This is a genomic window from Sphingobacterium faecium (genome assembly GCF_003054045.1).
Taxonomy (GTDB): Bacteria; Bacteroidota; Bacteroidia; order Sphingobacteriales; family Sphingobacteriaceae; genus Sphingobacterium; species Sphingobacterium faecium.
Window position 1 is genome coordinate 374009 of the sequence record NZ_QBKH01000003.1, and the last position, 22824, is coordinate 396832.

The 22824-nt window shown below is 35.4% G+C and carries 15 protein-coding genes; 10 read left to right on the forward strand and 5 right to left on the reverse strand.

The features are described from left to right. Nucleotides 1–39 precede the first annotated feature (39 nt). Nucleotides 40–3129 (forward strand): SusC/RagA family TonB-linked outer membrane protein, encoded by a 3090-nt coding sequence (locus C8N37_RS09705; RefSeq protein WP_108158728.1) that lies wholly within the window; start codon nucleotides 40–42, stop codon nucleotides 3127–3129. A 12-nt stretch (nucleotides 3130–3141) separates the two neighbouring features. After that, nucleotides 3142–4857 (forward strand): RagB/SusD family nutrient uptake outer membrane protein, encoded by a 1716-nt coding sequence (locus tag C8N37_RS09710; RefSeq protein WP_108158729.1) that lies wholly within the window; start codon nucleotides 3142–3144, stop codon nucleotides 4855–4857. 648 nt (nucleotides 4858–5505) lie between these two features. Here the strand turns inward: C8N37_RS09710 and C8N37_RS09720 are convergent. The 3 genes from C8N37_RS09720 to C8N37_RS09745 all read right to left on the reverse strand — a co-directional run bounded on the left by C8N37_RS09720 (nucleotide 5506) and on the right by C8N37_RS09745 (nucleotide 10155). Continuing rightward, complete coding sequence (locus C8N37_RS09720; protein ID WP_146171047.1) at nucleotides 5506–5916, reverse strand: hypothetical protein; 411 nt, start codon at nucleotides 5914–5916, stop codon at nucleotides 5506–5508. 1277 nt (nucleotides 5917–7193) lie between these two features. Continuing rightward, the gene (locus C8N37_RS09735) at nucleotides 7194–8720 is read right to left on the reverse strand and encodes an oligosaccharide flippase family protein (RefSeq protein ID WP_108158734.1); all 1527 of its coding nucleotides are present in this window, start codon (nucleotides 8718–8720) and stop codon (nucleotides 7194–7196) included. A 988-nt stretch (nucleotides 8721–9708) separates the two neighbouring features. Next, nucleotides 9709–10155 carry a hypothetical protein gene (locus C8N37_RS09745; RefSeq protein WP_108158736.1) on the reverse strand — a complete coding sequence of 149 codons (447 nt, stop codon included), beginning with the start codon at nucleotides 10153–10155 and terminating at the stop codon, nucleotides 9709–9711. A 684-nt stretch (nucleotides 10156–10839) separates the two neighbouring features. On the opposite strand from C8N37_RS09745, the gene C8N37_RS09750 reads away from it, so the two are divergent. The 4 genes from C8N37_RS09750 to C8N37_RS09765 all read left to right on the forward strand — a co-directional run bounded on the left by C8N37_RS09750 (nucleotide 10840) and on the right by C8N37_RS09765 (nucleotide 14569). After that, a complete protein-coding gene (locus C8N37_RS09750; RefSeq protein WP_108158737.1) occupies nucleotides 10840–11361 on the forward strand; it encodes an STM3941 family protein in 522 nt (173 codons plus the stop codon). A 1027-nt stretch (nucleotides 11362–12388) separates the two neighbouring features. Further along, nucleotides 12389–13339 (forward strand): hypothetical protein, encoded by a 951-nt coding sequence (locus tag C8N37_RS09755; protein WP_108158738.1) that lies wholly within the window; start codon nucleotides 12389–12391, stop codon nucleotides 13337–13339. A gap of 52 nt (nucleotides 13340–13391) precedes the next feature. Beyond that, entirely contained in the window at nucleotides 13392–13697 is a 306-nt protein-coding gene (locus tag C8N37_RS09760; RefSeq protein ID WP_108158739.1) for a PD-(D/E)XK nuclease family transposase, read from the forward strand. A gap of 368 nt (nucleotides 13698–14065) precedes the next feature. Continuing rightward, nucleotides 14066–14569, forward strand: coding sequence for a hypothetical protein (locus C8N37_RS09765; RefSeq protein WP_108158740.1), 504 nt, complete (start codon nucleotides 14066–14068; stop codon nucleotides 14567–14569). A gap of 879 nt (nucleotides 14570–15448) precedes the next feature. On the opposite strand, the gene C8N37_RS09770 is transcribed toward C8N37_RS09765, so the two are convergent. Together C8N37_RS09770 and C8N37_RS09775 are read right to left on the reverse strand one after the other, a co-directional pair. Further along, complete coding sequence (locus C8N37_RS09770) at nucleotides 15449–15643, reverse strand: cold-shock protein (RefSeq protein ID WP_108158741.1); 195 nt, start codon at nucleotides 15641–15643, stop codon at nucleotides 15449–15451. A 563-nt stretch (nucleotides 15644–16206) separates the two neighbouring features. Further along, nucleotides 16207–16674: a hypothetical protein gene (locus C8N37_RS09775; protein WP_108158742.1), complete on the reverse strand. Its 468-nt coding sequence runs from the start codon at nucleotides 16672–16674 to the stop codon at nucleotides 16207–16209. A gap of 635 nt (nucleotides 16675–17309) precedes the next feature. Between C8N37_RS09775 and C8N37_RS09780 the strand changes: the two genes are divergently transcribed. The 4 genes from C8N37_RS09780 (at nucleotide 17310) to C8N37_RS09795 (ending at nucleotide 22794) form a co-directional block, all read left to right on the forward strand. After that, complete coding sequence (locus C8N37_RS09780) at nucleotides 17310–20402, forward strand: SusC/RagA family TonB-linked outer membrane protein (RefSeq protein ID WP_108158743.1); 3093 nt, start codon at nucleotides 17310–17312, stop codon at nucleotides 20400–20402. A 9-nt stretch (nucleotides 20403–20411) separates the two neighbouring features. Further along, nucleotides 20412–21785: a RagB/SusD family nutrient uptake outer membrane protein gene (locus tag C8N37_RS09785; protein WP_108158744.1), complete on the forward strand. Its 1374-nt coding sequence runs from the start codon at nucleotides 20412–20414 to the stop codon at nucleotides 21783–21785. Between the two features lie 4 nt (nucleotides 21786–21789). After that, entirely contained in the window at nucleotides 21790–22368 is a 579-nt protein-coding gene (locus C8N37_RS09790; protein ID WP_244914386.1) for a fasciclin domain-containing protein, read from the forward strand. Between the two features lie 225 nt (nucleotides 22369–22593). Continuing rightward, a complete protein-coding gene (locus C8N37_RS09795; protein WP_211322223.1) occupies nucleotides 22594–22794 on the forward strand; it encodes a CPCC family cysteine-rich protein in 201 nt (66 codons plus the stop codon). Nucleotides 22795–22824 lie beyond the last annotated feature (30 nt).

A 22824-nucleotide genomic window follows, 5' to 3' on the forward strand; every position in this document is an offset into this window, starting at 1 on the left:
TAGATTCATTTATTTACTGTTTAATTAGTATAACTATTTATGAACAACCTAAAAATTGTTTCTGTTTATGCCATGTTGAGCGTTGCGCCAGCTTTGGTATATGCTCAAGGAAAGATTACAGGGCAGGTTACAAACAAATCAAATGAGCCTATTCTAGGAGCAAGTATTATTGTTGAAGGGGGAACGACTGGAACCACCACAGACAAGTCGGGTAAATTTGAACTGAATGCCAATAAAGGTGTTCTCATCGTATCATATATTGGGTATAAAACGCAAAGAATACCATTAGATGGTACGACAAATCTCAAGATTCAGCTGGACAATGATGACCATGTCTTAGAAGATGTCGTTGTCGTCGGTTACGGAACACAGCGCAAAGCGACGTTAACTGGATCTATTTCCGAAGTTAAAGGTAAAGATCTTGTTAAAAGTCCCCAACCCAATTTATCTAATTCCCTAGCAGGACGCTTTTCAGGAGTGGTCATCAATAATCGTAGTGGTGAACCCGGATATGACGGATCTTCAATTACAGTACGTGGACAAGCAACAACAGGAAACAATGATGTCCTAGTTGTCGTAGATGGAGTACCTGGGCAAGTAGGAGGATTAGAACGGTTAGATCCAAATGATATTGAGAGTATCTCCGTACTCAAAGATGCTTCAGCAGCAATCTATGGTAACCGTGCCGCTAATGGGGTTATTTTAGTCACGACAAAAAAAGGAAAAAGCGGTAAACCATCGATATCCTATAGTGGAAATTTGGGCTTAAGTTCCCCAACCCGATTGCCGAAGATGGCAGATGCGGCCACTTATGCCCTATTGCGAAATGAGATAGCTCAAGGAACTAATGAAGCTGGGGGGATGAATCAAATTTATTCCGAAGATCAAATCAAATGGTTTAAAGATGGTTCCAATCCACTTTTGTATCCCAATACAAATTGGGCAGATATCACATTGAAAAATACTGCCCTTCAAAGTCAACATAATTTATCGGTTTCAGGAGGCAAAGAAGACGTTCGTTATTTCATGTCTCTAGGATCAGTATATCAAGATGGTTTGTTCAAAGAAGGAGTAACAAAATATAAGCAGTATAACTTCCGTTCAAATCTGGAAGCAGATGTTACAGAACGCTTAAAAGTTGGTTTATCTCTCGCAGGAAGACAGGAAAGTAGAAAATTTCCAACGGTATCCGCTGGAGATATTTTTAGATCTATTTATCGTGCATATCCCACAGTAAATGCCTTTTACCCCAATGGATTACCTTCAAGAGGTATTGAAGGAACAAATCCAGCCGTAATCGCAACAGACAAGGGTGGTACAGTAGATAATCCAAAACAAGTTTTCAATGGGATCTTACGAGCAAGTTATAAATTACCTTGGGTAGAGGGGCTATCTGTAGACGGTTTTCTCTCCGTGGATAAATCGATGAATTTTAGCAAAAACTTTAGTGTACCTTATGTTTTGTATGATTACATTCAGTCAGAAGATAAGTATAAAGAATCCATTGTAGGCGGAAATAACAATAAAGCGACCTTGACTGAGTCCCACACGAATGAATCGTTAATTACAAACAACATTAAATTGAATTTTGAACGAAAATTTGGAGCACATTCAATCAATGCGTTTGTTGGGTATGAGCAAAGTAAAGGGCATTTAGAATATTTTGATGCGCAGCGTTTCAATTATTTGTCGACCAAATTGCCAGAACTGTCACAAGGAGGATCTGCTGCTACAGATTACTTAAATTCGGGCTATAGTACCAATTATACACGTCGAAGTATCATTAGCCGTGTCGCGTACAACTTTAGCGAAAAGTATTTATTTGAAGGACAGCTTCGTGCAGATGGATCATCCATATTTCCAGAAGGAAAAAAATGGGGATATTTCCCATCCGTCTCAGCAGGTTGGCGTGTAAGTAAAGAAGATTGGTTTGCTGATCAAATAGGTTTCTTTGATGATCTTAAGATCAGAGCTTCTTATGGTACATTAGGAAATGATAATGTAAAAGGATTCCAGTATTATGATAACTACACCTTAGTAGGAAATGGCTTTGTTGCACTACTAGACGATAAAAGTCAAATCGAGCCCAATGTGAAACTAGCAAAATTAGCAAATCCAGCCATCACCTGGGAAGTATCTAAAAAACTGGACATCGGTCTGAATGCACAGTTCTTAAAAAACTTTACTATTGAAGCGATTTATTTTCAACAAAAAAGATCAGATATCTTAACAGAAAGAAATGCATCGATTCCAGCAATATCAGGTATCGTCAATCCATATAAAGAAAGTAGTTCAACACCTCTTGTACCTTCAGAGAATATTGGTAAGGTAAACAGTTCAGGAGTTGAAGGAACCTTTACTTATCAAAAATCAGGAGACTTTAGTTGGGGTGCATCAGGTAATATTACTTACGCAAAAAGCAAGATTATATTCATCGATGAAGCTAGCGGTACCCTTGACTATCAACGTCAAACAGGGAGACCACTAGGGACATATTTGCTTTACAATGCAATAGGACTCAACAGATCAACGGAAGATCTTGCTGGATCACCTCAAGCAAAAGGTGCTCAGATTGGAGATTTGATCTACGAAGATTTCAATAATGATGGTAAGATCAGTGCAGATGATATGTACCGGACAAAATATGGTAACATTCCTCAGATCACTTATGGGTTTAATCTAAATGCGGCATATAAAAATTTCGATGCTTCCATTTTATTTGCAGGTCAAGCCAAGGTCAGCCAATATGTACTTCCGGAGTCCGGTACCGTAGGAAATTTTTACAGTACATGGGCAGACAATCGTTTCCATGCCATCGGCAATCTACAAGGAACATATCCCAAAGTATCTGACCGAGCATCTTCGGCTGTTAGTGGCGGACAGTACAATAATACCTTTTGGTTAAATGATGCCTCTTTTTTACGATTGAAGAATGTTGAGATCGGATATTCACTTTCAAGTGATGTATTATCAAGATTAAAATTGGGTGGTCTACGCTTTTATGCCAACGGATTCAATCTATTGACCTTTACAAAAGTAAAAGATTACGATCCCGAGGGAAATAGTGGAAGCGGTCAGTTCTATCCGCAACAGCGCATAATTAATTTTGGTGCAAATTTAAAATTCTAAGGAGGTTTAACAATGAAATCATTAAATAAATATATCGCATTATTAGGCTTAGGAGCTATTATTTTGTCCGCCTGTAATAAAAATCTACTGGAAGTCACCGCTACAGATCGAATCTCCACAGATGCCATCGAAAGCGATACCGCAGTACTCGAAGCCTTTATCATGAATAGATATCTAGGGGAGAAAATTATATCCAATGAAGCAGACGGCACAAATCCAGGTTTTGGACGTGGGTTTGAATATTCCTTATGGTCATCCGTCACAGACGAATCGATGTACACCAATGATGATGCCACTTGGGTGGTGCTACGTGGACAGCTATCCCCTGAAAATACGGGTGCTACAGGATCAATTTGGGCCCGTAGCTACCGCAGTATCAGAGAATGCAATTATGCCAAAAAGGTATTGGCCAATATCACCATGAGCGCAGCACATAAACGTCATCTCGAAGGTGAACTTCAATTTATACGCGCCTTTAGATATCATGATTTGATTCGCAATTTTGGACGTGTTGTCTTGATGGGAGATACCGTATATGGTTTAAATGATGATCTAACCAAAGCAAATCTGTTTGAACGAAAATCGATCCAAGAAAGCATGGATTATGTCATTAAAGAATTAAATGAAGCAATCGAAAAATTGCCAGCAGACAATCATCAAGCAACTTGGGTAGCTGGTCGAGCGACCAAAGGAGCGGCGATGGCATTAAAGTCCAGATTACTACTATACGCCGCGAGTCCACTTTACAATGCTGGAACATGGGCAGATGCCGCAAAAGCAGCTCAGGACTTGATTTCCCTTAATACATATAGCCTGTTTACAGGAGGCTATCGCGAATTATTTTTAACAGATCGTAATCCAGAAACTATTTTTGCACGCTATTACACCAAAAATGCGAACCATGTGCATTTAGAAATCGCCAATGGGCCCAATGGTTATGGAGGTTGGGGAGGCAATACTCCATATCAAAATTTAGTCGATGCTTATGCCATGAAAAATGGACAAGTTCCATTTAATGAAGATGGTACAGTTAACACTGCTTCTGGCTATAATCCAAACAATCCTTATGTCGATCGTGATCCTCGTTTTGATGCGACCATTCTATACAATGGATCCATTTACAGAGGACGCGCTGTGGAAACCTTTACACCAAAAGGTCAAGACAGTCAAGAGGGTAATGATAACTGGAACACATCCAAAACAGGATATTACCTTCGTAAATTTATGAATGACGCATACCCATTGCAAAATCCCTGGGGAAATGCAGGATTCCAGCCTTGGAATTATTTCAGATATGCCGAAATTTTATTGAATTATGCAGAAGCAGCAAATGAGGCCTATGGACCAGATGTTCTTCCAGCTGGAAGTACGCTTACTGCAAGACAAGCTTTAAACCAAGTGCGCTCTAGACCATCAGTTGAAATGCCGGCGATAACCGGCGGAACATCAAAAGACGAATTTAGAAAACATGTACGCTATGAGCGCCGTGTAGAATTAGCGTTTGAAGAACATCGCTTCTATGATGTCAGAAGATGGAAAATTGCTATGGCAACTGAAAATGTTCCAGCATACGGTGTGACGATTACAAAAGATGCAAATGGTTTTGTCTATAAACGCAAAGAAGCAATCTCCGGACGTTCATTTGAGGAAAAACATTACTGGCTTCCGATACCACGTTCCGAAATCTTATCTTCAAATGGGCAGTTGGAACAAAATCCATCATATTAGCTCAGTTAGTTGATAACGGATGGGTCTGCATACTTGAAAAATGACACATTTCAAGTATGCAGACCCATCTTCTTAAATTTTATTTTATTAAGAAAAATAGATCATATATATGGTTTACAATGATAACATGCATATTGATTGATCAATATTGCGGCACCCGTCTTTGCATAACGATACAAATACGGTCCTGCAGAAAAAGATTTTGCCGGTTACTTATTCTACCCGGGCACCTGTCTCGGATTATTTGATTCAAGCCAATCATAATTTTGATCTTTTCATCGTTTTTTCTCCTCTTTAAAACTAGTAATTCTATCCCGAATTCTCTACTTGCAAATACTCCATTTCTTTTTAGAGGAGGTCAAATTGGCTCTTTGTTATAAAATAGATACGTTCATAAGTAGAGGTAAATGAGGTTCTTATAAAGCTAATACCTCTGTTGCAATTTTCCGAGATTTGAGCACAATAAAGCTCAGAGGAAATATACATTTCTTCACTGTCGATAGGCACTGTTTTATTATCACGTCCTTTCTAGGATGTCCTTGCGCTGGTGGGCTGGCCTCCTTGTATATAACAAATAAACCTTTCTTGCAGCAGGTTGGAACCGTAACATGCATACTAAACTTTTTTTCGTTTAGTTTTTCCATTTCTTTAATGTTTTCTGACTCCTTTTAGATGCCAACGTAATTCTTCAGGAACTAATACATAGGCAAAGCTAGAGATTCCAAAATCTTTTGAGAATAATTCCTTATCATTCTGCCAAACTGTTATATGATCCCAATAAGCCAGGAAGAAGTCTTCTTCCTCAATAAATTCCATACAGCCATCTGCTTTAATAAATGCTTGTTTGTTGGTCAATTTAATACCAGAGTAGTTCTCTAGGCTTCCATCAAGAAACTCTCCGTCATGTCCTTCAATACAGGAGTCCGACCAGTCAATATCAAATTTGATACTCATGCCCAATAAACTATTTAGTTCATCAGCAAGTTGGATTTGCACTAGTTCCCTTAACGTTGGTCCCATAGTACATGAAAAACCGTATTTATTCCAATTATTTCCCATAGATCCCGGATTTACTCTTTTTAAACGCTCTTTTTTATCTAAAGCTAATATAGCTAATCAATGGAAACACCCCGGAAAGAATGATATAAATCCATTTGGCTTAAAAGTCCCAGCTTATATTCAATATGAGCGGATTTTCTCTGAAGAGATCAGCTCTTAAAACATCATCTGATATGTCATAGACCTCAAGAATCATCGTATAATGGTGATATCTTTTTTTGTATTAAACTGATAATTTCCTGTTAGGAGTATACAAAATATAAGTATCAATTGCCCAATCAATCCTGGCGAGAATACGGATGATAAGTTTAATGTTGCAAAAAATACATATGTTTTAACTTAAATAAATGATAGTGGTGCAGAATTATGAATACAATAGTATTTTATTGAAATGAAAAATATACTTCCAGATAAACTAACGAGATTTTTTATATTGAAAATAACAAATATTTAAGAAGAACTAATCATTATTCAGTGTTCATTGACGAATAAGTAGAATTGCATTTTCAAACCTGGTTTGCTATAGACTAATGGTATGATCAATCGACCAATGGCATGTAGTTAGCCAGTTTCAACCATCTTAAGATGCAAAAAAAATTGCAAAGAGGACCGCGCTGTTAGCTATCCCGAGAGTATTCTATAATTGAATAAGAATAGTCAATTTATTCATATTCAATTATAGAATACTTTAAATCAGCTGAAAATACTTTAAAAATTAATCTTATACACATAGACCAAAAAATAATGTTAAGCCAAACAGGTATATTACCCTCACTAAGTTGCAAAGTCAAAATACCACCATATCCTGTAATCACAATAACAAGAATATTATAAATGACAAATAGGATACTCCTGATCCAAAAATTAACGATCTCTTTTGTAGTTATAAGATACTTTTCGATAAAGTGAAAAGGCAATAGGCTTACTATTAGGAATAAAGATCCTGCTACTAAAAAATTAGGTCTAATCACATTCCAATATTCGATTGAAGACGCATACCTGGTTGAATAATAAGTATAGTCCCCCATATAGATGCGATACCAATAATCAGAAGTTATTAATATAGGAAAGACCAAGTAGGCTGCTATTAAGTAAACAAGTATATAATTTTTCATAACTAAAATTAACAATCATTTGATCAATTATTAAGAGTAAGTGTGACCATTAACTACTTTTTTTTGCTCAACACAATTAATACTAGCAAAGAGTATGTAATTAATGAAAGGGCTTAATCGCAAGTGATGGTAATACGTTTTTATAAAATTTTTAATATTAAATCAGGGAACAAATTTTCTAATTAAAGGCATTTCTTTCAATTCCTTACGTTCAATTTTTATAATTAACAGGATGTAAGATAGAAATAAGATTGTAGCTACGGGCAACCTGGTTAGCATTTGTAAGTTATTACTGAAGGAAAGAGATAGGTGATCAAAGTACATTTTTAGAAGGAAACATATAAGCATCATACACAGATACAGGACTATCCTCTTTACTTGATAAGGTATGAAATAAATTTTTTGACCTATTAAATAAGTTAAAATCATCATTGAAGCATAACAAAGTAGAGTAGTCCAGGCAGCTGCATAAATGCCCCAATGAGGTATAAAGATATAATTACCGACCAACGTTATAATTGTACCAAACACTGTAATATATAATCCCATTTGCATGCGATCAGTTAATTTATACCAAACAGATAAGTTATAATAAATGCCTAAACAAATATTAGCACATAAAAGGATAGGTACTATATCCAAACCTGAACGGTAAGGTGCACCGATCAGATATTGCCAAATGTCAAGATACAGTGCTGAAAAAAGAAATGCCAAAGATAGAATAATTACAAACCACTTCATTACTCTTGCATATACAATAGGAGCATTAGCCTCTCTTGATTGATTGAAGAAAAATGGTTCAGCAGCCATTTTAAATGCTTGTATAAATAAGGTAATAAATATTGCTAGTTTATAATTTGCAGCATATATACCTACTACTTTTTGCGCATCGATATTTGCAGGTAGCAGTTTGGCCAACATCTGACGATCCATAACTTCATTTATCATACCAGCCAATCCAATAAAAATCATAGGTGCACTGTATTTAAAAAGCTTTATCCATAATTTTATATCTATTTTAAATTTAAAATTCTTCCACTCTGAAAATAGCATAAGAAAAACAATAAAATTTTGTAAAATATTCGCAATTAGTAGAAGGCCTATACGATTTTGGTTATTTAACCATTGGATGATCGAATCGTTAAAATTATTTTTATTATTCTGAGGCAACCATACTAAAAAAAATAATGTGAAGATAATATTAACAATAATACCCGCTAACTTTATTAATGCATATTTCTTTGGTCGATTTTCTTGTCGAAGTTTAGCAAAAGGTATTGTACACAAGGCATCTAATCCAATCAGACAAAGACACCATAATATGTATTCTGGATGTCCCTCTAGATTCATGAAGTTATTAATGGAAACTTTGAAAAATGATAAAATAATTATAAATAAAGCTGTGCTGATTATTATAGAACCGAATGCTGTTTGGAATAGTAATTGGCGGCAAATATTGTGTTTATTCGAAAATCGGAAATATCCTGTTTCAAATCCATAAGTAAATATGATATTAGTGACTGCTATCCATGAATAAAGTAAACTATAACCACCATAATCGCGTACACCAGAGGTATCAGCCATTAAATAAGTGAGGATAGGTGTCAATAAATAGTTGAGGAATTTCGCTCCAATACTACTCACTCCGTACCATAGCGTTTGTCCCGCTAATTCTTTAATCGCCGCCAATAAAATATATTTAAATACAATAATAATAAAACTTTCATAAAAATAGTAACTAGTATTTTTAAGGAATTTCTCTCATTAAATTAATATATGTATTTTTCTGATTATGTGAATATTTTCTAAAGTACAATACAATCTTTTACTGGATGAATAAAGTAGGCGAATTTTCAATTAAGCTGTTTCAAGTAATCGATTGTTTTATAGCTTTATAATCCGTTTTGAGCACTTTGATTAAGCGATAAAACCCAATCAGTTAAACGATATATCAAAAATTGAATGGTACTTTTGGCGTCAGCCTGTGAGAGTTTTTTAACCGCTTTTCCTCTTACATAACCACTTCCTTTTAATGAACTGATTGCTAACAATTCTACATGTAGTTCCTTTGCAAAATTGGTCTCGTAAAAGTCAATATCACTTTCTGAAATATCAGCCTATTTGAGACTGCCGTAATATCCTTTTTTCTATTAATCTTTTTGAAAAGGTGTATTATTGTTGTGCAAGCCGTTTCTCGTATTTCTATAATGTCGTCTTTTAAAAATTCGGTCAAATTGTAAATACCACTTGGATAACCGTCGTAGGAAATTTTAGGCAAGGCGTTAATTTTTTCTTCGATGTTATCCTTTGAGGAAAATAAAGTCTTTTTATGTTAAGTCATATGAAGTAATTTACTTCCAAAACCTGTAAAAACCAAGGATAGAATGGTGCTTTTTACTAATTTGATTTTCTTTTTGTTAATTTCACAAAATAATAAAAAAATAACACAGTCGAGATAAAAATAAATATGTCTAGTAAAATGTTGCTAGGTATGAATTCTATGTTGATCGAAGTACCTTGCAGGCCATTATTACTTCCAAATTCTAAGAATAAAAAGGGAAAGCCTATACCTTTAATTTCAGATGAATAATAGCTGTAGATATTCAATCCAATAAAAAGTAAAACAGGTATTATCCAATACAATCTAGACCTTAAAAAAATCATAAAATAGAAGTTATTATACTTTAAATACTAAAATAGATATATAACATACTATACCGCCATATATTTTTATTTTTATATCTAATTCTTTATCAAGATAGTAATATTTTCCGACTATTCCTCGTACTTCTACACTACCATCCTCATTTGCTGGTAACGCAAAGAAGTTGACATTTTTGCCAAAAGATTCATATGGGTTCTGATAAAAAACTAAATCCTTTGTTACTAATTTGATGATGGCTTCAGGACTTCTAAATGATAAGGAAGTACTGTTAGATACGCTTAAGTGACCCTTTTCAAAATGAAATCTTCCAATATTCATAGCAGTCAATTCATATCTGTTATCATACACCTCCTGAAATATATCTTTGTGCTTATGAAAAGGAAATTGAGTTGACTCTTTTAATAATTCTTTAAATATTGAATCCTTTAGTAAGGATTCGATAAAATTTGACTGTTCCATAGTCTCTAATAGCAAGGCAATATTGTTTTAGAATAGGGATTATTATACTGGATTGTTAAAATTATAAAAAAAATAGATATTTATATTCAAAGTGAATAATTATAGATTTAAAAACTGGTGAAATTGCACTTCGAACTGTGGCAGGGAATATTAATACATCAGGTAAATTATTTAATGTTGAGTAATCGAAATAATAATTAACTTAATTAAAAAAGAGCATTGGTAAAGGTGCAGATATTCTTTCAGGTTCAACGGAAGGTCTTAAAAACTCTCCTAATGTGTCTAAAGTTTTATGCATACAATAAGACCAAGTGCTAGTTATGTTTAGAATAAGTCTTGAAACCAGTTTTACCAAAGATGTTGAAACAAAATCACTTAAAAAACGTAATGGATTATCAAATGCTATCGCTGTAATTTCAGTTTTTGAATACTTACTCTCAAAGTGCTCCGTATGCCAAAAACACTTCACTTGCAGTTGTAAGAACTAGCTGAGGAATAATTGTAGGTGGTGTAGGTGGAAGTTGAGGAACCAGTTTGGGGTGCCTCCGTTGAATTATAGAGGCCCCTGGGGTTATTAGAGGTTCAGTAGTTATAGAAGCAGCTGGAGCTTACGATGGAAGTGAAAAAGGAGCAAAATTTGGAGAATGGATTGTAGGTGGTTATTTTGATTTAATGAATTAAATTATGGAAATTAAATTATTGAAGGGAAAATTGTTTTTATTTTTCATTGGGAGTTTTGCATTTTTTTTATTGGGTATTTATACAATTTTATATCCTGATGAAATGTCTACATTTTTAAATCGTCCAATTTTAGCAAGACTGATTGGTATTTTAACATTTTTAATGTGCGGCATTCTCATGGTTGTTTTATTGAAGGTTTATTTCAATAAAAAAGGTCTAATAATTAATGAAGAGGGAATAATGGATTATTCCAGTATCCTCTCAGGATATCTCATTACATGGAATGAGATTGTTGCAATAAGAAAAGTAAATATTCGTTCTCTTACCATCTTATTGATAGATATTGAAAAACCAAACGAATACATTAATCAATTTGGTAGACTTAAGTCATGGTGGTTAAGATTGAGTGCTAATTCATACGGAACGCCAATATCTTTGTCTTCTTATTTTTTAGACTGCAAAACTGATGAATTAGAGATCTATATAAGAGATGCTTATCAGAAATATAAAAGTAAAGAAATTTAAATTTATAGTATTGCTATTTAGAATAATGATTTTGGTGTGAAAAAAATCTTGGTCAACCCCTGAAGAACTACAAAAATATCTAAAAGATTTATGCAGTCGATCATCGAGGAATATTCTCTATTGATAATAGGAGTATTAAGTTAGAAATTGATGGCAATGAAATTTTTGTAGGGACTGGTTTATATAAAAAATACTATCGGTCATTTTTTATATGAAGCGATGATACTGAAATACATTAGTACGATCCAAAATCTAGGGGATTTATAAGATTTTAATTTATGAATATAGAAAGTATCTAATTGCTGGGGGCTGTTAAGAATTTAGTATTTTGGTTTTCAAGGGTTTGAAACGTAAAAGGAATGAAGGAAATTCCTTTTACGTTTCAAAAAAATTCTTCCGGAGTTTTAGTACCCGGTAAAGTTCCCTGTTTTTGAAGCCTTCCCATTTTGGTATTTGTTATATATCATCTCTATAACAAAATAGAAACTATAATATGTTCTATTTCATTTGTTATATAGTTATAATATGAGTGAACTGAAGCAAAAGAAATATAAATTTCATGAACCAAGTGTAAGCCTCAAATAATCTATAAATTTCACAAAAATTAAGATGTTAAATTATTCTGTTTTATAGGCTTTTGATATCCTTTACAGTATTGATCCTCATAACTCGTTAAATTAGTACCGTTTGTAGCTACAAATATATATACTTGAGAGGAACGGATTTGTTAGATTGTGGTGATATTACAGCACATATGGCCTTTTTTACTGATGGTAGTCATCACTCAATTTTCAAGTATTGTTCATTTTTATAATTGGATTTTATACGTAGTAAGGACACTCGGGCAAAGTATCTGCTATAATATTTATATTTCTCCATAATTTCAATTGCTTGGGGAAGGAGTGAAATCTGTCCATGTTTTATTTTTCGCAAAACTAATTATCCCTGAGCTGTGAAAAAAAACTATATTTAAATAAATTTTTACACAACAAAATCTTTATTTAAAACTGTCTATTATTTTCATATTATGAAACCTGTTTTAACGCTGTTTATATTCATTGCAATGCTGATATCCTCCTGTAGTAAGGATAGACCGGAACCTGAAATTCCTAAAACCAAACTTGAAACAATATCGGATGAAATCCGGACCAAATACATTGAAATATTACCCGAGCTGCGAAATTTCCGAATCATATTACAGGATTATAATGCAATACGGGACTACATAATACTTTATGGTAGTAACGACACTAAAATTTTTGTAGCTTATCTTGATCAGAAGCACAGGACGGTAAAATACAAGAAGATCATAGATGCTCCAGGAGAACTTACTTCCAAGTTTTTGGTACAGCGTATAGGTGTTTCTGCCGGCAATCAGGAGGAAAACCATTCTGCTACGATCTATTTAGGACAAAAAACAAATTTTGATCAAGAAAGTTCCGAGCAGGAAGACAAGAGTATCGGCGCAGTGATTATATTCCCTAAAGAACGAGAGCTTTCTCACGTATTGGTTTCATTAAACGGGCCCCAAAAATTACCTCCCTATTTTTCTGAGATCAGATTCACGCATGATAAGCTCTATTACTGCACCTCGCAAAAGGTATATATGGTGAATAAGGCTAACCTACAATTACAATATTCAGGTGCTGTTGTTGAACTATTACTTGAAGAAGAACCTATCCGGTCATATTATTTTGAGGATGCCCGGGTTGTCGTGCTCTATCGTGTGGAGCCAGGAAAACTTATTGTTGAATGCGGTGATATTTCCAATAATAATTTTAAGAAATTATGGAAACATGAATTACTTGATTGGCAACCTGTAAAAGGTGAAATTAAACGTTCAGATTACACATTTGGGGATGATCAGGATACTGTCTTTTTACAATACACTTCTTTTGGCAATCGCTATGAAAATGGATCGTTAGTAGAATACTCGGAGAAAGAGTTATATCGCTACAGCAAAGATAGGGGTAGATAGTTTGATCATAATTGCTTTATGTAATTAATTTTTTAAGCAAACCACAAAAATTATGTTAGCCCATTCAAAAACCGTACTTATTGACCCTACCAACGATGAAGGATTCAAACGATTATTCGGACACAAGATCAACCTAATCAATTTTCTTAACATCATCTTTCGCAGTCGTAAGACCCTCACAGATCTTACGTATCTAGATACTGCACGCATCGTTTCGGCTGAAGACATTGGCAAAGTTATGTTTGACCTTGTTGTCCAGCGCAGTACAGGCGAGGAGATCATCATCGAGATGCAGACCAGTACATATACCAATCTTAAAAAGCGTATGCTTTACTATGCCAACAAGGTTATTCTCTGATAAGCGTAAGACCTGTTTCTTTTCGTATTCGCGCATCACTAGTATTTCCATAATCAAGACTAGTGCTGCCGAATTAGGTTTCGCTTAGTCCCCATCAATACTCTGCGAATAATCCAGTAAAGATGATTGATCAAGGCGGAATGTTATTGAGAGATTGCCTTAACTCAGTTCGGTAAGTAGCGATATGGATATATATATACGGAAAAATATATGAAGTTCAATTTGATAATGTTGATGGTTGGCATGGTTACCCTATTCCCTATTCAGATATGAAAGATGGAAGTGGTAGTATGGTTAGAGGTTGGTTAAAAGATGGTTTTATGACTACTTCAGAATACAAAAAAATTGATAAAAAATAAGTAAAAAAAATGAATTGTGGTAAATTGTATTTTCATCTTGAAAGGAAAGAAAGTCCTTACAAAGAAGAGCTGCCTACCAATGAAGTTTGGGGTATCATACGACTATGTTATGAATTAAATAATATAGTAGAATATATTCTTGACTGGCAGTGGGATATTACTGAAGTTGCAGAGTGGTTTGATGATGCTGAGGATTTATTAGCTGTCAAAAATTTAGATGTCTTGAATGATGAAGATAAATCCATTTCTGAATTGCGAGATCTCGGTTACGAGCGATCGTTTTTCTTTAATCAAGAGGAAATGTTGTCATATCATGAGGATTTGGATACGTATTTTTCTGACTTTAAATTTCATTTGAGGGGCACACCTACACCTACGTATTACATTGGACTGAATAACGGAGAAGGTGAGTTATCCTATTTTTGTCGACAACAAAAAGTATATAAACGATACTGTTTTAACATGGATGAGTTTCTTAAGAGTACAAAAAAAACTTTATTGAAGTTTCGATAGTTTTATTTATAAAAATCTCACAAACTTTATAAAAAAGGGTTCGGTTGTACCCATTATAACTGAACCCTTTTTATAAAATTCAGAGTTGATTTTGATATTGGAATTAATGATACCGTCCGTTAATGCTAGTATTGAGGATATGTTCTCAATTATAGATTTCGGATAAAGGGGTTCATCGTAGCAAAGGTATCACCAACAGTATCATTGGTCTCTCTTTAAACTTTTCTCTCTAGCTTTAACCTATCACCAAATTTAATATATACTTGTAATATGGTCAAGCCCAAATTGTGTATTGGCATTGTGCATTTGGTGATATATCTTTTATAATCAGTACATCAATTTCATCAGCACCTGTTCTAAACTTAATGCATCGTTGGTTTATTCATTCGTTTTTGTTTTATAGGTATTTATAAGCTCACTATGTTTGGCTACCTGAGGTAGTTCACTGAAAAAAATAAAGAAAAATGGAATGAGGCAGATGATTAAGTACACCAGTTTCATCATGCCACCCACAGGCAAGTGGTTGCCGTACATAATTCAAAAATGAATTGTTAATTTTAATCTTTAGGATGGATTTTACAATATGATAGTGAATCAATCGACATGATAATACACCCTCAAAGTAATTTAAAAACTAGTTATGCTTAGAATCGATCCTTGTTTTTGCTTTTTAGAATGATCACGCAGATGTGGAGGTAAAATTAATTGGAGAAATATTTTTTGGCAATATTGCAGGTTTATGTATTAAATGCCAATCATTACGCGATCATAGAATGATTTTGGATGGGAGGTTTAAATGCAAAAAAAAATGTAGTTAATTAGCATTTAGCTAATTACTACATCAAAAATAACAAGAATTAGAATAATTCTCGAATTCTTTTATCTTGCTATGCGCACATTGAATGCGTTAACACCTTTTTGACCGTTTTCTACTTCGTAAGTAACACTTTCGTTTTCGCGAATGTCATCCATTAAACCAGTTGAATGTACAAATACGTCCTGACCACCGTTTGCTGGTGTAATAAAACCGAAACCTTTGGTAACGTTGAAGAATTTTACTGTTCCTTGTTGCATTATATTATTGTTTTTATTGAAAATTATTTAAATCTGAACTTTTGTAAAGTCATCCAATATGACTTACAGAAGTTAATCGATCTGCTAGAAAGAAAAAGGAGGTGTGTAATTTGAAGGTTGATTGGAGTCAAGCTCTAAGAGTACTGCGCACTTTTTATGAATAACAAAAATTAGCAATCGATAGGTGAAGAAAAGCAAGATAGGAAATACCTACTATCTTTAACATCCCACAATCATGCTTGATTCTATCACAAAGGTAAGTGAAAATTATTTATAATCAAAATATTTTTTCAAAAAGAATCAATTTTTATTTTTTGTAAAATATTAGAACTGTTGCTCAATAATTAGTTTAAATTTCAAATTACACATGAGCGTAGTAAGCTAAGTTCGGCATTGACCTGTGCGGATATTATTGAGATCAGATGAAGTTATCGAACTTGAGATAAAATAAGGTATTTTGATCATCGCAATGTAGTAGAGTGATCTTTTTTGGATCTCACTATAATTCTTTTTAATATTTTCAAGCTGATGAAACAAAATTGAACTTCATAGATACCAAGTATTTAAATTTTTTTAATATTGATCCACGTTTTATTTGGTGATTTAATCAAATCCCTTGGTAATATGCGGTTAAGAATATAATCTTCACCTTCTAACGTATATAGAGTCGGGCTTTCAGAATTTGAAACAGATATCATTTTAAAAATTGCATCAGGATCTTCAAAGGAAATATCTGATTCTAAAACTTTCACATTGTTTGTCGAGAGCCATGCCAATAACTCAGCATGGTCAAATTGCCTGATATACCTGACTTCATAATCAAAATTGTTTAACTCGATTTTCGTAAAGTGAGAAAAGTATTCATCTAGGTATTTATAATAACTATTGCGGTCCTTCGTTCGCAAAGCATAATTTTTGACTATTAGCCGATGTGGGTTGTACTCAAAATTGAAATCATCAGGATTTTCAATAAAGCCATAGTATTTATCATATAGCGAGATACGAGACTCCAGACTATTATATTCTTCCATAATTATGCTTTACAATAATAACAATTCAAAGATGCTAAAGTTCAATATAGGATGCCATAACAACAATACCACATCGATAAAGAAATCAGAATATTCCGTACGAGTATTAATTTATGGGCTTCTTTAGTTTTTCAATTAATACTCTATGATGTCGATTGGAAGTTGGAAAATGTAATTATGATATGATCAGTAAGTATAAGATTCTTTAGGGACACTCAAGTTTTAAAATAAACTCTAAGAAAGTACATTGAATCAGCTAATCTTTGATTAGGACTATCGTCCCAACTGATACTGGCATTCTAATTTTGAATTACAACTAAAAGACCAAATTTTACCATTTTACAATAACAGTTGAACCAAGGGATAGTGGATTACGACGCAAGGTGTCAGCCATTCGATAAGTTAGAATATCTTTCTGCACAACCAGACGAATTTTTTTTAGTCTTGGTTTAGGAGCATGAAACCCATCATTATAACAATAATGTTACAAAAAGCATTGCTCCATATACTATAGTTTTTTTTCCGTCGTTAATTATTTGATCATGGTTAATTTTTTAATGTAAATGTTTTCATTAAAATACTTTTTATTAATCATTATCGACAATTTAGAGATGATATAAACTTAAAACCTTCGTATGAAATTTAATGCTACCCAATGTAAGCTATGGTTGTCGTATTATGTACCATCCTTGTTTTTTTTGCATGTCCTATTGATAATTCCTGCCGGTGCAATAGCGCAGCAAAAAACGATCATCGGCAAAGTGATCGATGCGGTCGCAAAAACACCTTTACTCGGGGTTACTGTAAAGCTTGAAGATAAAAATGGCACGACCATAACGACGGATAAGCAGGGTGGTTTTATATTAGAAAATGGGACAATAGGACAGTCGCTTACTTTTTCATTTGTGGGTTATTCAAGTCAGACGATAAAAATAGATTCGCGTACAAGCTATACGATAGCTTTAGTTGCTGTTTCCAATATGATCGAAGAAACTGTTGTGGTGGGATATGGCCGTCAGAAAAAGCGGAATCTAACAGGAGCTATTGTTTCTGTAGGTGCTGCTGAAATTGAGAAAACAACGTTACAGGATCCTATTTCCATTTTACAAGGACGCGCTGCTGGTGTGCAGGTATCCTCCAATTCGGGAGCACCTGGTGGAGAGATGAGTATACGTGTCCGGGGAAGTTCTTCGCTGAACTCGGGTAATAATCCGCTTTTTGTTGTGGATGGTATTCCTCTTGAATCCAATTCTATTTCTTCTTTAAATGGCACCGAAAATTCAGGTCTCAATCCAATGGCGGATATCAATCCAAGCGATATCGCCTCGATTGAAATACTAAAAGATGCCGCATCTACAGCAATTTATGGATCTCGGGCTGCCAATGGAGTCGTGATGATTACAACCAAACGAGGTGCAGCAGGTAAGCCGGAAGTGATATTGAATGCAAATGCAGGGGTAAGTTCGTTGACGCGAAAACTCAGTGTTCTTAATGCCAGACAGTATCGAGAAGCAGTATTGGACTCTTATCGTGGGATGACAATCCCAGAAGATCCTTTCTATACAATTATCGATTCCCTCAACCCCATGAACAATGGTGATGTAGACTGGCAGGATGAGTTGATGCGTACCGCAAAACAGTATAAGTTAGATCTCTCTGTAAGAGGAGGTAATGAAGGAACAAAATACGCATGGAGTTCTTCCTATTTGGATCAAGATGGAGTCATATTGAATTCGAATTATAAACGGTTTACCTCGCGACTGAATGTTGATTTTACGATTTCAGATCGCGTGAGGATAGGGCAGAGCATTTCCTATACAAATGCGGTGAACAATCGAACGAATGCTGCTGGCTCCGGGAATTTGAGTATTATCAGGAGTTTATTGATAAGACCACCAAATATGTCGATGTACTTGCCTGATGGATCACTGAACGGCTATATGATTGGACAGCGTAATCCTGTCGGTATGGCTTTGTTTTCAACCAATCTCAATAAGAGCAATCGTATCATTGGAAGCCAATATCTAGAAATTGATATTTACAAGGATCTTAAATTCCGGAACAATGTAAATCTGGATTATATTTCAATGAAGGAAGATGAATTTATGCCATCTATATTGGACTACCGCGAAGGATACAATAGCGGTGCCGTACGATCTTCCGGAAATCTTACTTGGGGAAATGAGAGTTACTTCACTTACACAAAAAATGTGGCGGATAAGCACCATATTGGAGCGGTATTGGGCATGAGTTTTCAGAAATGGCGTTATGACCGGACTGGTCTCAATGGAGAATATTTTCCAAGCGATGATATCCGTACCCTTAATGGTGCATCTGTGATTTCGAACCAAGGCGTAAATGTCGCTTCTGAACACGCCATGCTTTCTTACTTTGGTCGGGTTACTTACGATTATGAGGGCAAATATTTGTTAGAATTCAATCTTCGTACTGACGGTTCTTCCCGCTTTGGCCGTGAACGACGGTTTGGTTTCTTTCCCTCTGCATCCGCAGGATGGCGTTTTGTGGAAGAAGAAAGTATCAAAAATCTGGGCTGGCTGAGCGATGGTAAGCTCCGTTTTAGTCTCGGAAGTACTGGAAATGAAGCCATCGGTGACTACACTTCAAGAGGAGAGTTTACCTTAGGGACAAACTATTTGGATTTTTCGGGCGCTGCGCCAACAGTGATGCCCAATCCGAGCCTCACCTGGGAGAATACCCATCAATATAATCTAGGTTTAGAGCTTGGTTTTTTTAATAATAGAATCCTGTTTTCAACAGATGCCTACTTGAAGAAAACAAAAGATTTGCTGTATAATGTGCCTACCCCCGGAACCTCTGGCTTTGAGTTTATTACACAAAATATAGGATCGATTGAGAATCGTGGCTTGGAATTTAGCCTACAGACCCGTAATCTAGAAGGAGCGTTTCGTTGGAACACGAATGTAAACATAAGCTTGAATAGGAATAAAGTGACCTCTTTACCGAAGAATCTACTGACTAATGGGCATATCCAAAACGGTAATTTCCATATACTAAAAGAAGGATTGCCTATTGGGGTATTTTATGGTTGGAGTTTTCTTGGCGTGTATGCTCGTGATGAAGACAATACAAACAAGCTAACTAATGGAGCCAACGGAGCTGTATTTGTAGGTGGAGACCCCATTTGGAAGGATGTCAACAATGACAAAATTATCGATCAGAATGACCGGGAAATTATCGGATATGCAGAACCTAAATATTTTGGTGGGATCTCTAACGATTTTAGCTATAAGAACTTTCATCTGAATGTGTTTTTTCAATATGCTGTCGGTAATCAGATTTACAACGAATTGAATCATCAACGGAACTCCATTGTTCGTTACAACAATCTATCTACCGATGCCCTTAATCGGTGGCGGGAGCAAGGAGATCAAACAGATTTTCCCCGATTGATTCGGGACGATCCAAAACAGTCCGATAGCAGAGTCCAAAGTAGATGGGTTGAAGATGGTTCGTACCTCAAATTAAAGAACGTCAATTTAAGATATTCTTTTGATTCTGCTTGGAGCAAACGGATAGGTCTGCGCAAGTTGGATGCCTTTGTTACCGCTACGAATTTGGTCACCTGGACAAAATATACTGGCTTTGACCCCGATGTCAATTCCTATTCTGGTCTACGTGTAGGATTGGATGAAGGCTCTTACCCACAAAGCCGCACATTTACGTTTGGTTTAATCTTTGGACTTTAATAAATAACGATGAAAAAATTGTTTAAATATACATTTTTGTCTATTCTCTTTCTATCTGTTACCAGTTGTTCTAATTCGTTGCTGGATAAGGAACCTATTAGTAATTTTTCTGGAGAAGGATACTATAAAAAGCCCAGTGACGCCCAAGCCGGAGTCAATGGAATCTATAATGGTCTACAAGCTCTTTTCCGTCAGAATTATGCGTATTGGGGCGAGGGCCGGGCAGATAATGTCGTGACCCGTCATGCCGCTGACCCTGCCGCGCTGCAACAAAATACGTTAACGCCCATTATCAATTCAGCACGGTGGGATAATTTTTACACCGTTATATCCCGAGCCAATTACGCGATTAAATATATTCCCCAAGCATTTGGAGCTGAAGATAGCGAACTTAAAAAACAATTACTCGGGCAGGCACATGCGTTGAGGGCACTAGCTTATTTTTACTTAGTTCGGATCTGGGGAGAGGTACCTTTAGTCATAGAGCCGTACGAGGGTTTGGGTCAAGAGCTGTTTGTCCAAAAGAATACGGAGGCTGAAGTATTGGCTAAGGTGGAGGAAGATTTGATGCTAGCGACGGAGAATTGCGCTGCGAATTATTCAGGTGCCGGAAATCGTGTGTTGATTACCAAAGGAGCTGCTTATGCTTTTCTGACGCAACTATACATGTGGCAAAAGAAATATGCACGGGCGATAGAAATGTCCGAAAAAGTGCTTGAGGATCCGCAATATACATTGGTATCGATCGAGGATTGGAATAACATTTTTGTGAAAGGAAGCAGTGCCGAAAGTATTTTTGAAGTCGGCTACAATGAAGTACAGACCAATAATCTCCGGATATGGTATGCCATGGGTTCCGATAGTGACTATGTACCGAGTACATCTTTTATCGCGTCTATCGAACCTGGAGATCTTCGCAAACCACGTATTTACGATGTATCTCAAGTACAGCCACGTAAGATATGGAAGTTTTTTGGTCAGGGATTTAATGATGAGAGCCCAGAACCTTCCTCAGGCAATATTGTATTAACCAGAGTAGCTGATATCGTCTTACTCAAGGCCGAAGCACATGCCCATTTAAACCAGACCGTTGAAGCATTGGACTTACTGAACAGTATCCGCATCCGTGCAGGACTTTCCGCTTTGGATCAAAACAACGCCAGCATCCAATTTGGAAGCTTACTCACTGGTATTTTGCATGAAAGATCCATAGAGCTTTGTTTCGAGGGACATCGGTGGTTTGATCTTGTACGTACAGGAACTGCAATTTCAATAATGAAACCGATCAATGGCCTCTCGGACAATCGAAATCTGCTGTGGCCAATACACGAAGGTGAACTATTAAAAAATCCAAATTTGAAACAAAATGAATTCTATAGATAATCATATGAAGAAGATCAAATATATCGTTACTTTTATTCTGTGCATTTTTACTGTGTTGGTTACTTTTTTTAGTTGCGAAGTACAGGACAGCTTTGAATACGATTACGCAGAAGACAATAGCAAATTAAATATGTCTGCATGGGCCTATATCCAAAAAAATGATTCTTTGTCTTCCCTAAAAGAAGCAATTATGCTAGCTAAGGATGAAGGATTATACGAACGTACAGATAAATCGACCTTCATTCTGCCCACAAATCGTGCGTTTAAGGCATATTTAGAAGAAAATAATTACGACGCTATAGGTACAGTACCGATATCCATACTGAAAGATATGTTGCGATATCATATTGTAAAAGCAGTAGTAAATTTTAATGATCCTGCGTTGTCTCCAAAAAACAAGCCCATTGCATATCAGACTGAAAATGATCAGATCATGTACCTATCCCATACTGGTACCTATGTTGGGCTCATCAATGAAGGAACCAATAGACAATGGCAAATCCGTACGTCGAATCTTGTTCCCAACAATGGTGTCATCCATATTGTTGATCAGATTGTTTTCTATTCCGAGAAGGTAAAATAGGCATATTGTTCCTGCATTTCCATAGCATAGTAGATGCAGAAACTTTTTTTTGAAGATGATAAACATTAATAAAATGTGCTTTTAATGTGTCATGTTAGATCTTGGTTTAGAGATTGGGGAAGCACAGGATGTTCAAGACGTGAATCCAAAACAAGTACAGCTTTATGGAAAATAAGAATAATAGAAAGTATGCTTGCCCCTGTTGTGGCTCTTTAACTTTAAGTGATGAAGCAGGTTAATACTTTTCAACTTTGCTTCGTTTGTTATTGGGAAGATGATGGTGTACAGTTTATAGACCCTGCATACGAAGGTAGTGCAAATAGAGTTAGTTTAATTCAGGCAAAAGAAGATTTTAAATCTTTTGGATCAATAGAAGAAAGGTTTATAGAATATGTTCGACTGTATTTAAAAGAAGAAGAAGAGTAAACGAAAAATTAGTCTAATCAATTGAACTTA

Coding starts and splice junctions, on each gene's coding strand:
- C8N37_RS09785 (WP_108158744.1), top strand. CDS start 20,412: ATGAAAAAATTGTTTAAATATACATTTTTGTCTATTCTCTTTCTATCT.
- C8N37_RS09705 (WP_108158728.1), top strand. CDS start 40: ATGAACAACCTAAAAATTGTTTCTGTTTATGCCATGTTGAGCGTTGCG.
- C8N37_RS09710 (WP_108158729.1), top strand. CDS start 3,142: ATGAAATCATTAAATAAATATATCGCATTATTAGGCTTAGGAGCTATT.
- C8N37_RS09750 (WP_108158737.1), top strand. CDS start 10,840: ATGGAAATTAAATTATTGAAGGGAAAATTGTTTTTATTTTTCATTGGG.
- C8N37_RS09765 (WP_108158740.1), top strand. CDS start 14,066: ATGAATTGTGGTAAATTGTATTTTCATCTTGAAAGGAAAGAAAGTCCT.
- C8N37_RS09720 (WP_146171047.1), bottom strand. CDS start 5,916: ATGGGAAATAATTGGAATAAATACGGTTTTTCATGTACTATGGGACCA.
- C8N37_RS09770 (WP_108158741.1), bottom strand. CDS start 15,643: ATGCAACAAGGAACAGTAAAATTCTTCAACGTTACCAAAGGTTTCGGT.
- C8N37_RS09790 (WP_244914386.1), top strand. CDS start 21,790: ATGAAGAAGATCAAATATATCGTTACTTTTATTCTGTGCATTTTTACT.
- C8N37_RS09755 (WP_108158738.1), top strand. CDS start 12,389: ATGAAACCTGTTTTAACGCTGTTTATATTCATTGCAATGCTGATATCC.
- C8N37_RS09775 (WP_108158742.1), bottom strand. CDS start 16,674: ATGGAAGAATATAATAGTCTGGAGTCTCGTATCTCGCTATATGATAAA.
- C8N37_RS09760 (WP_108158739.1), top strand. CDS start 13,392: ATGTTAGCCCATTCAAAAACCGTACTTATTGACCCTACCAACGATGAA.
- C8N37_RS09795 (WP_211322223.1), top strand. CDS start 22,594: ATGAAGCAGGTTAATACTTTTCAACTTTGCTTCGTTTGTTATTGGGAA.
- C8N37_RS09780 (WP_108158743.1), top strand. CDS start 17,310: ATGAAATTTAATGCTACCCAATGTAAGCTATGGTTGTCGTATTATGTA.
- C8N37_RS09745 (WP_108158736.1), bottom strand. CDS start 10,155: ATGGAACAGTCAAATTTTATCGAATCCTTACTAAAGGATTCAATATTT.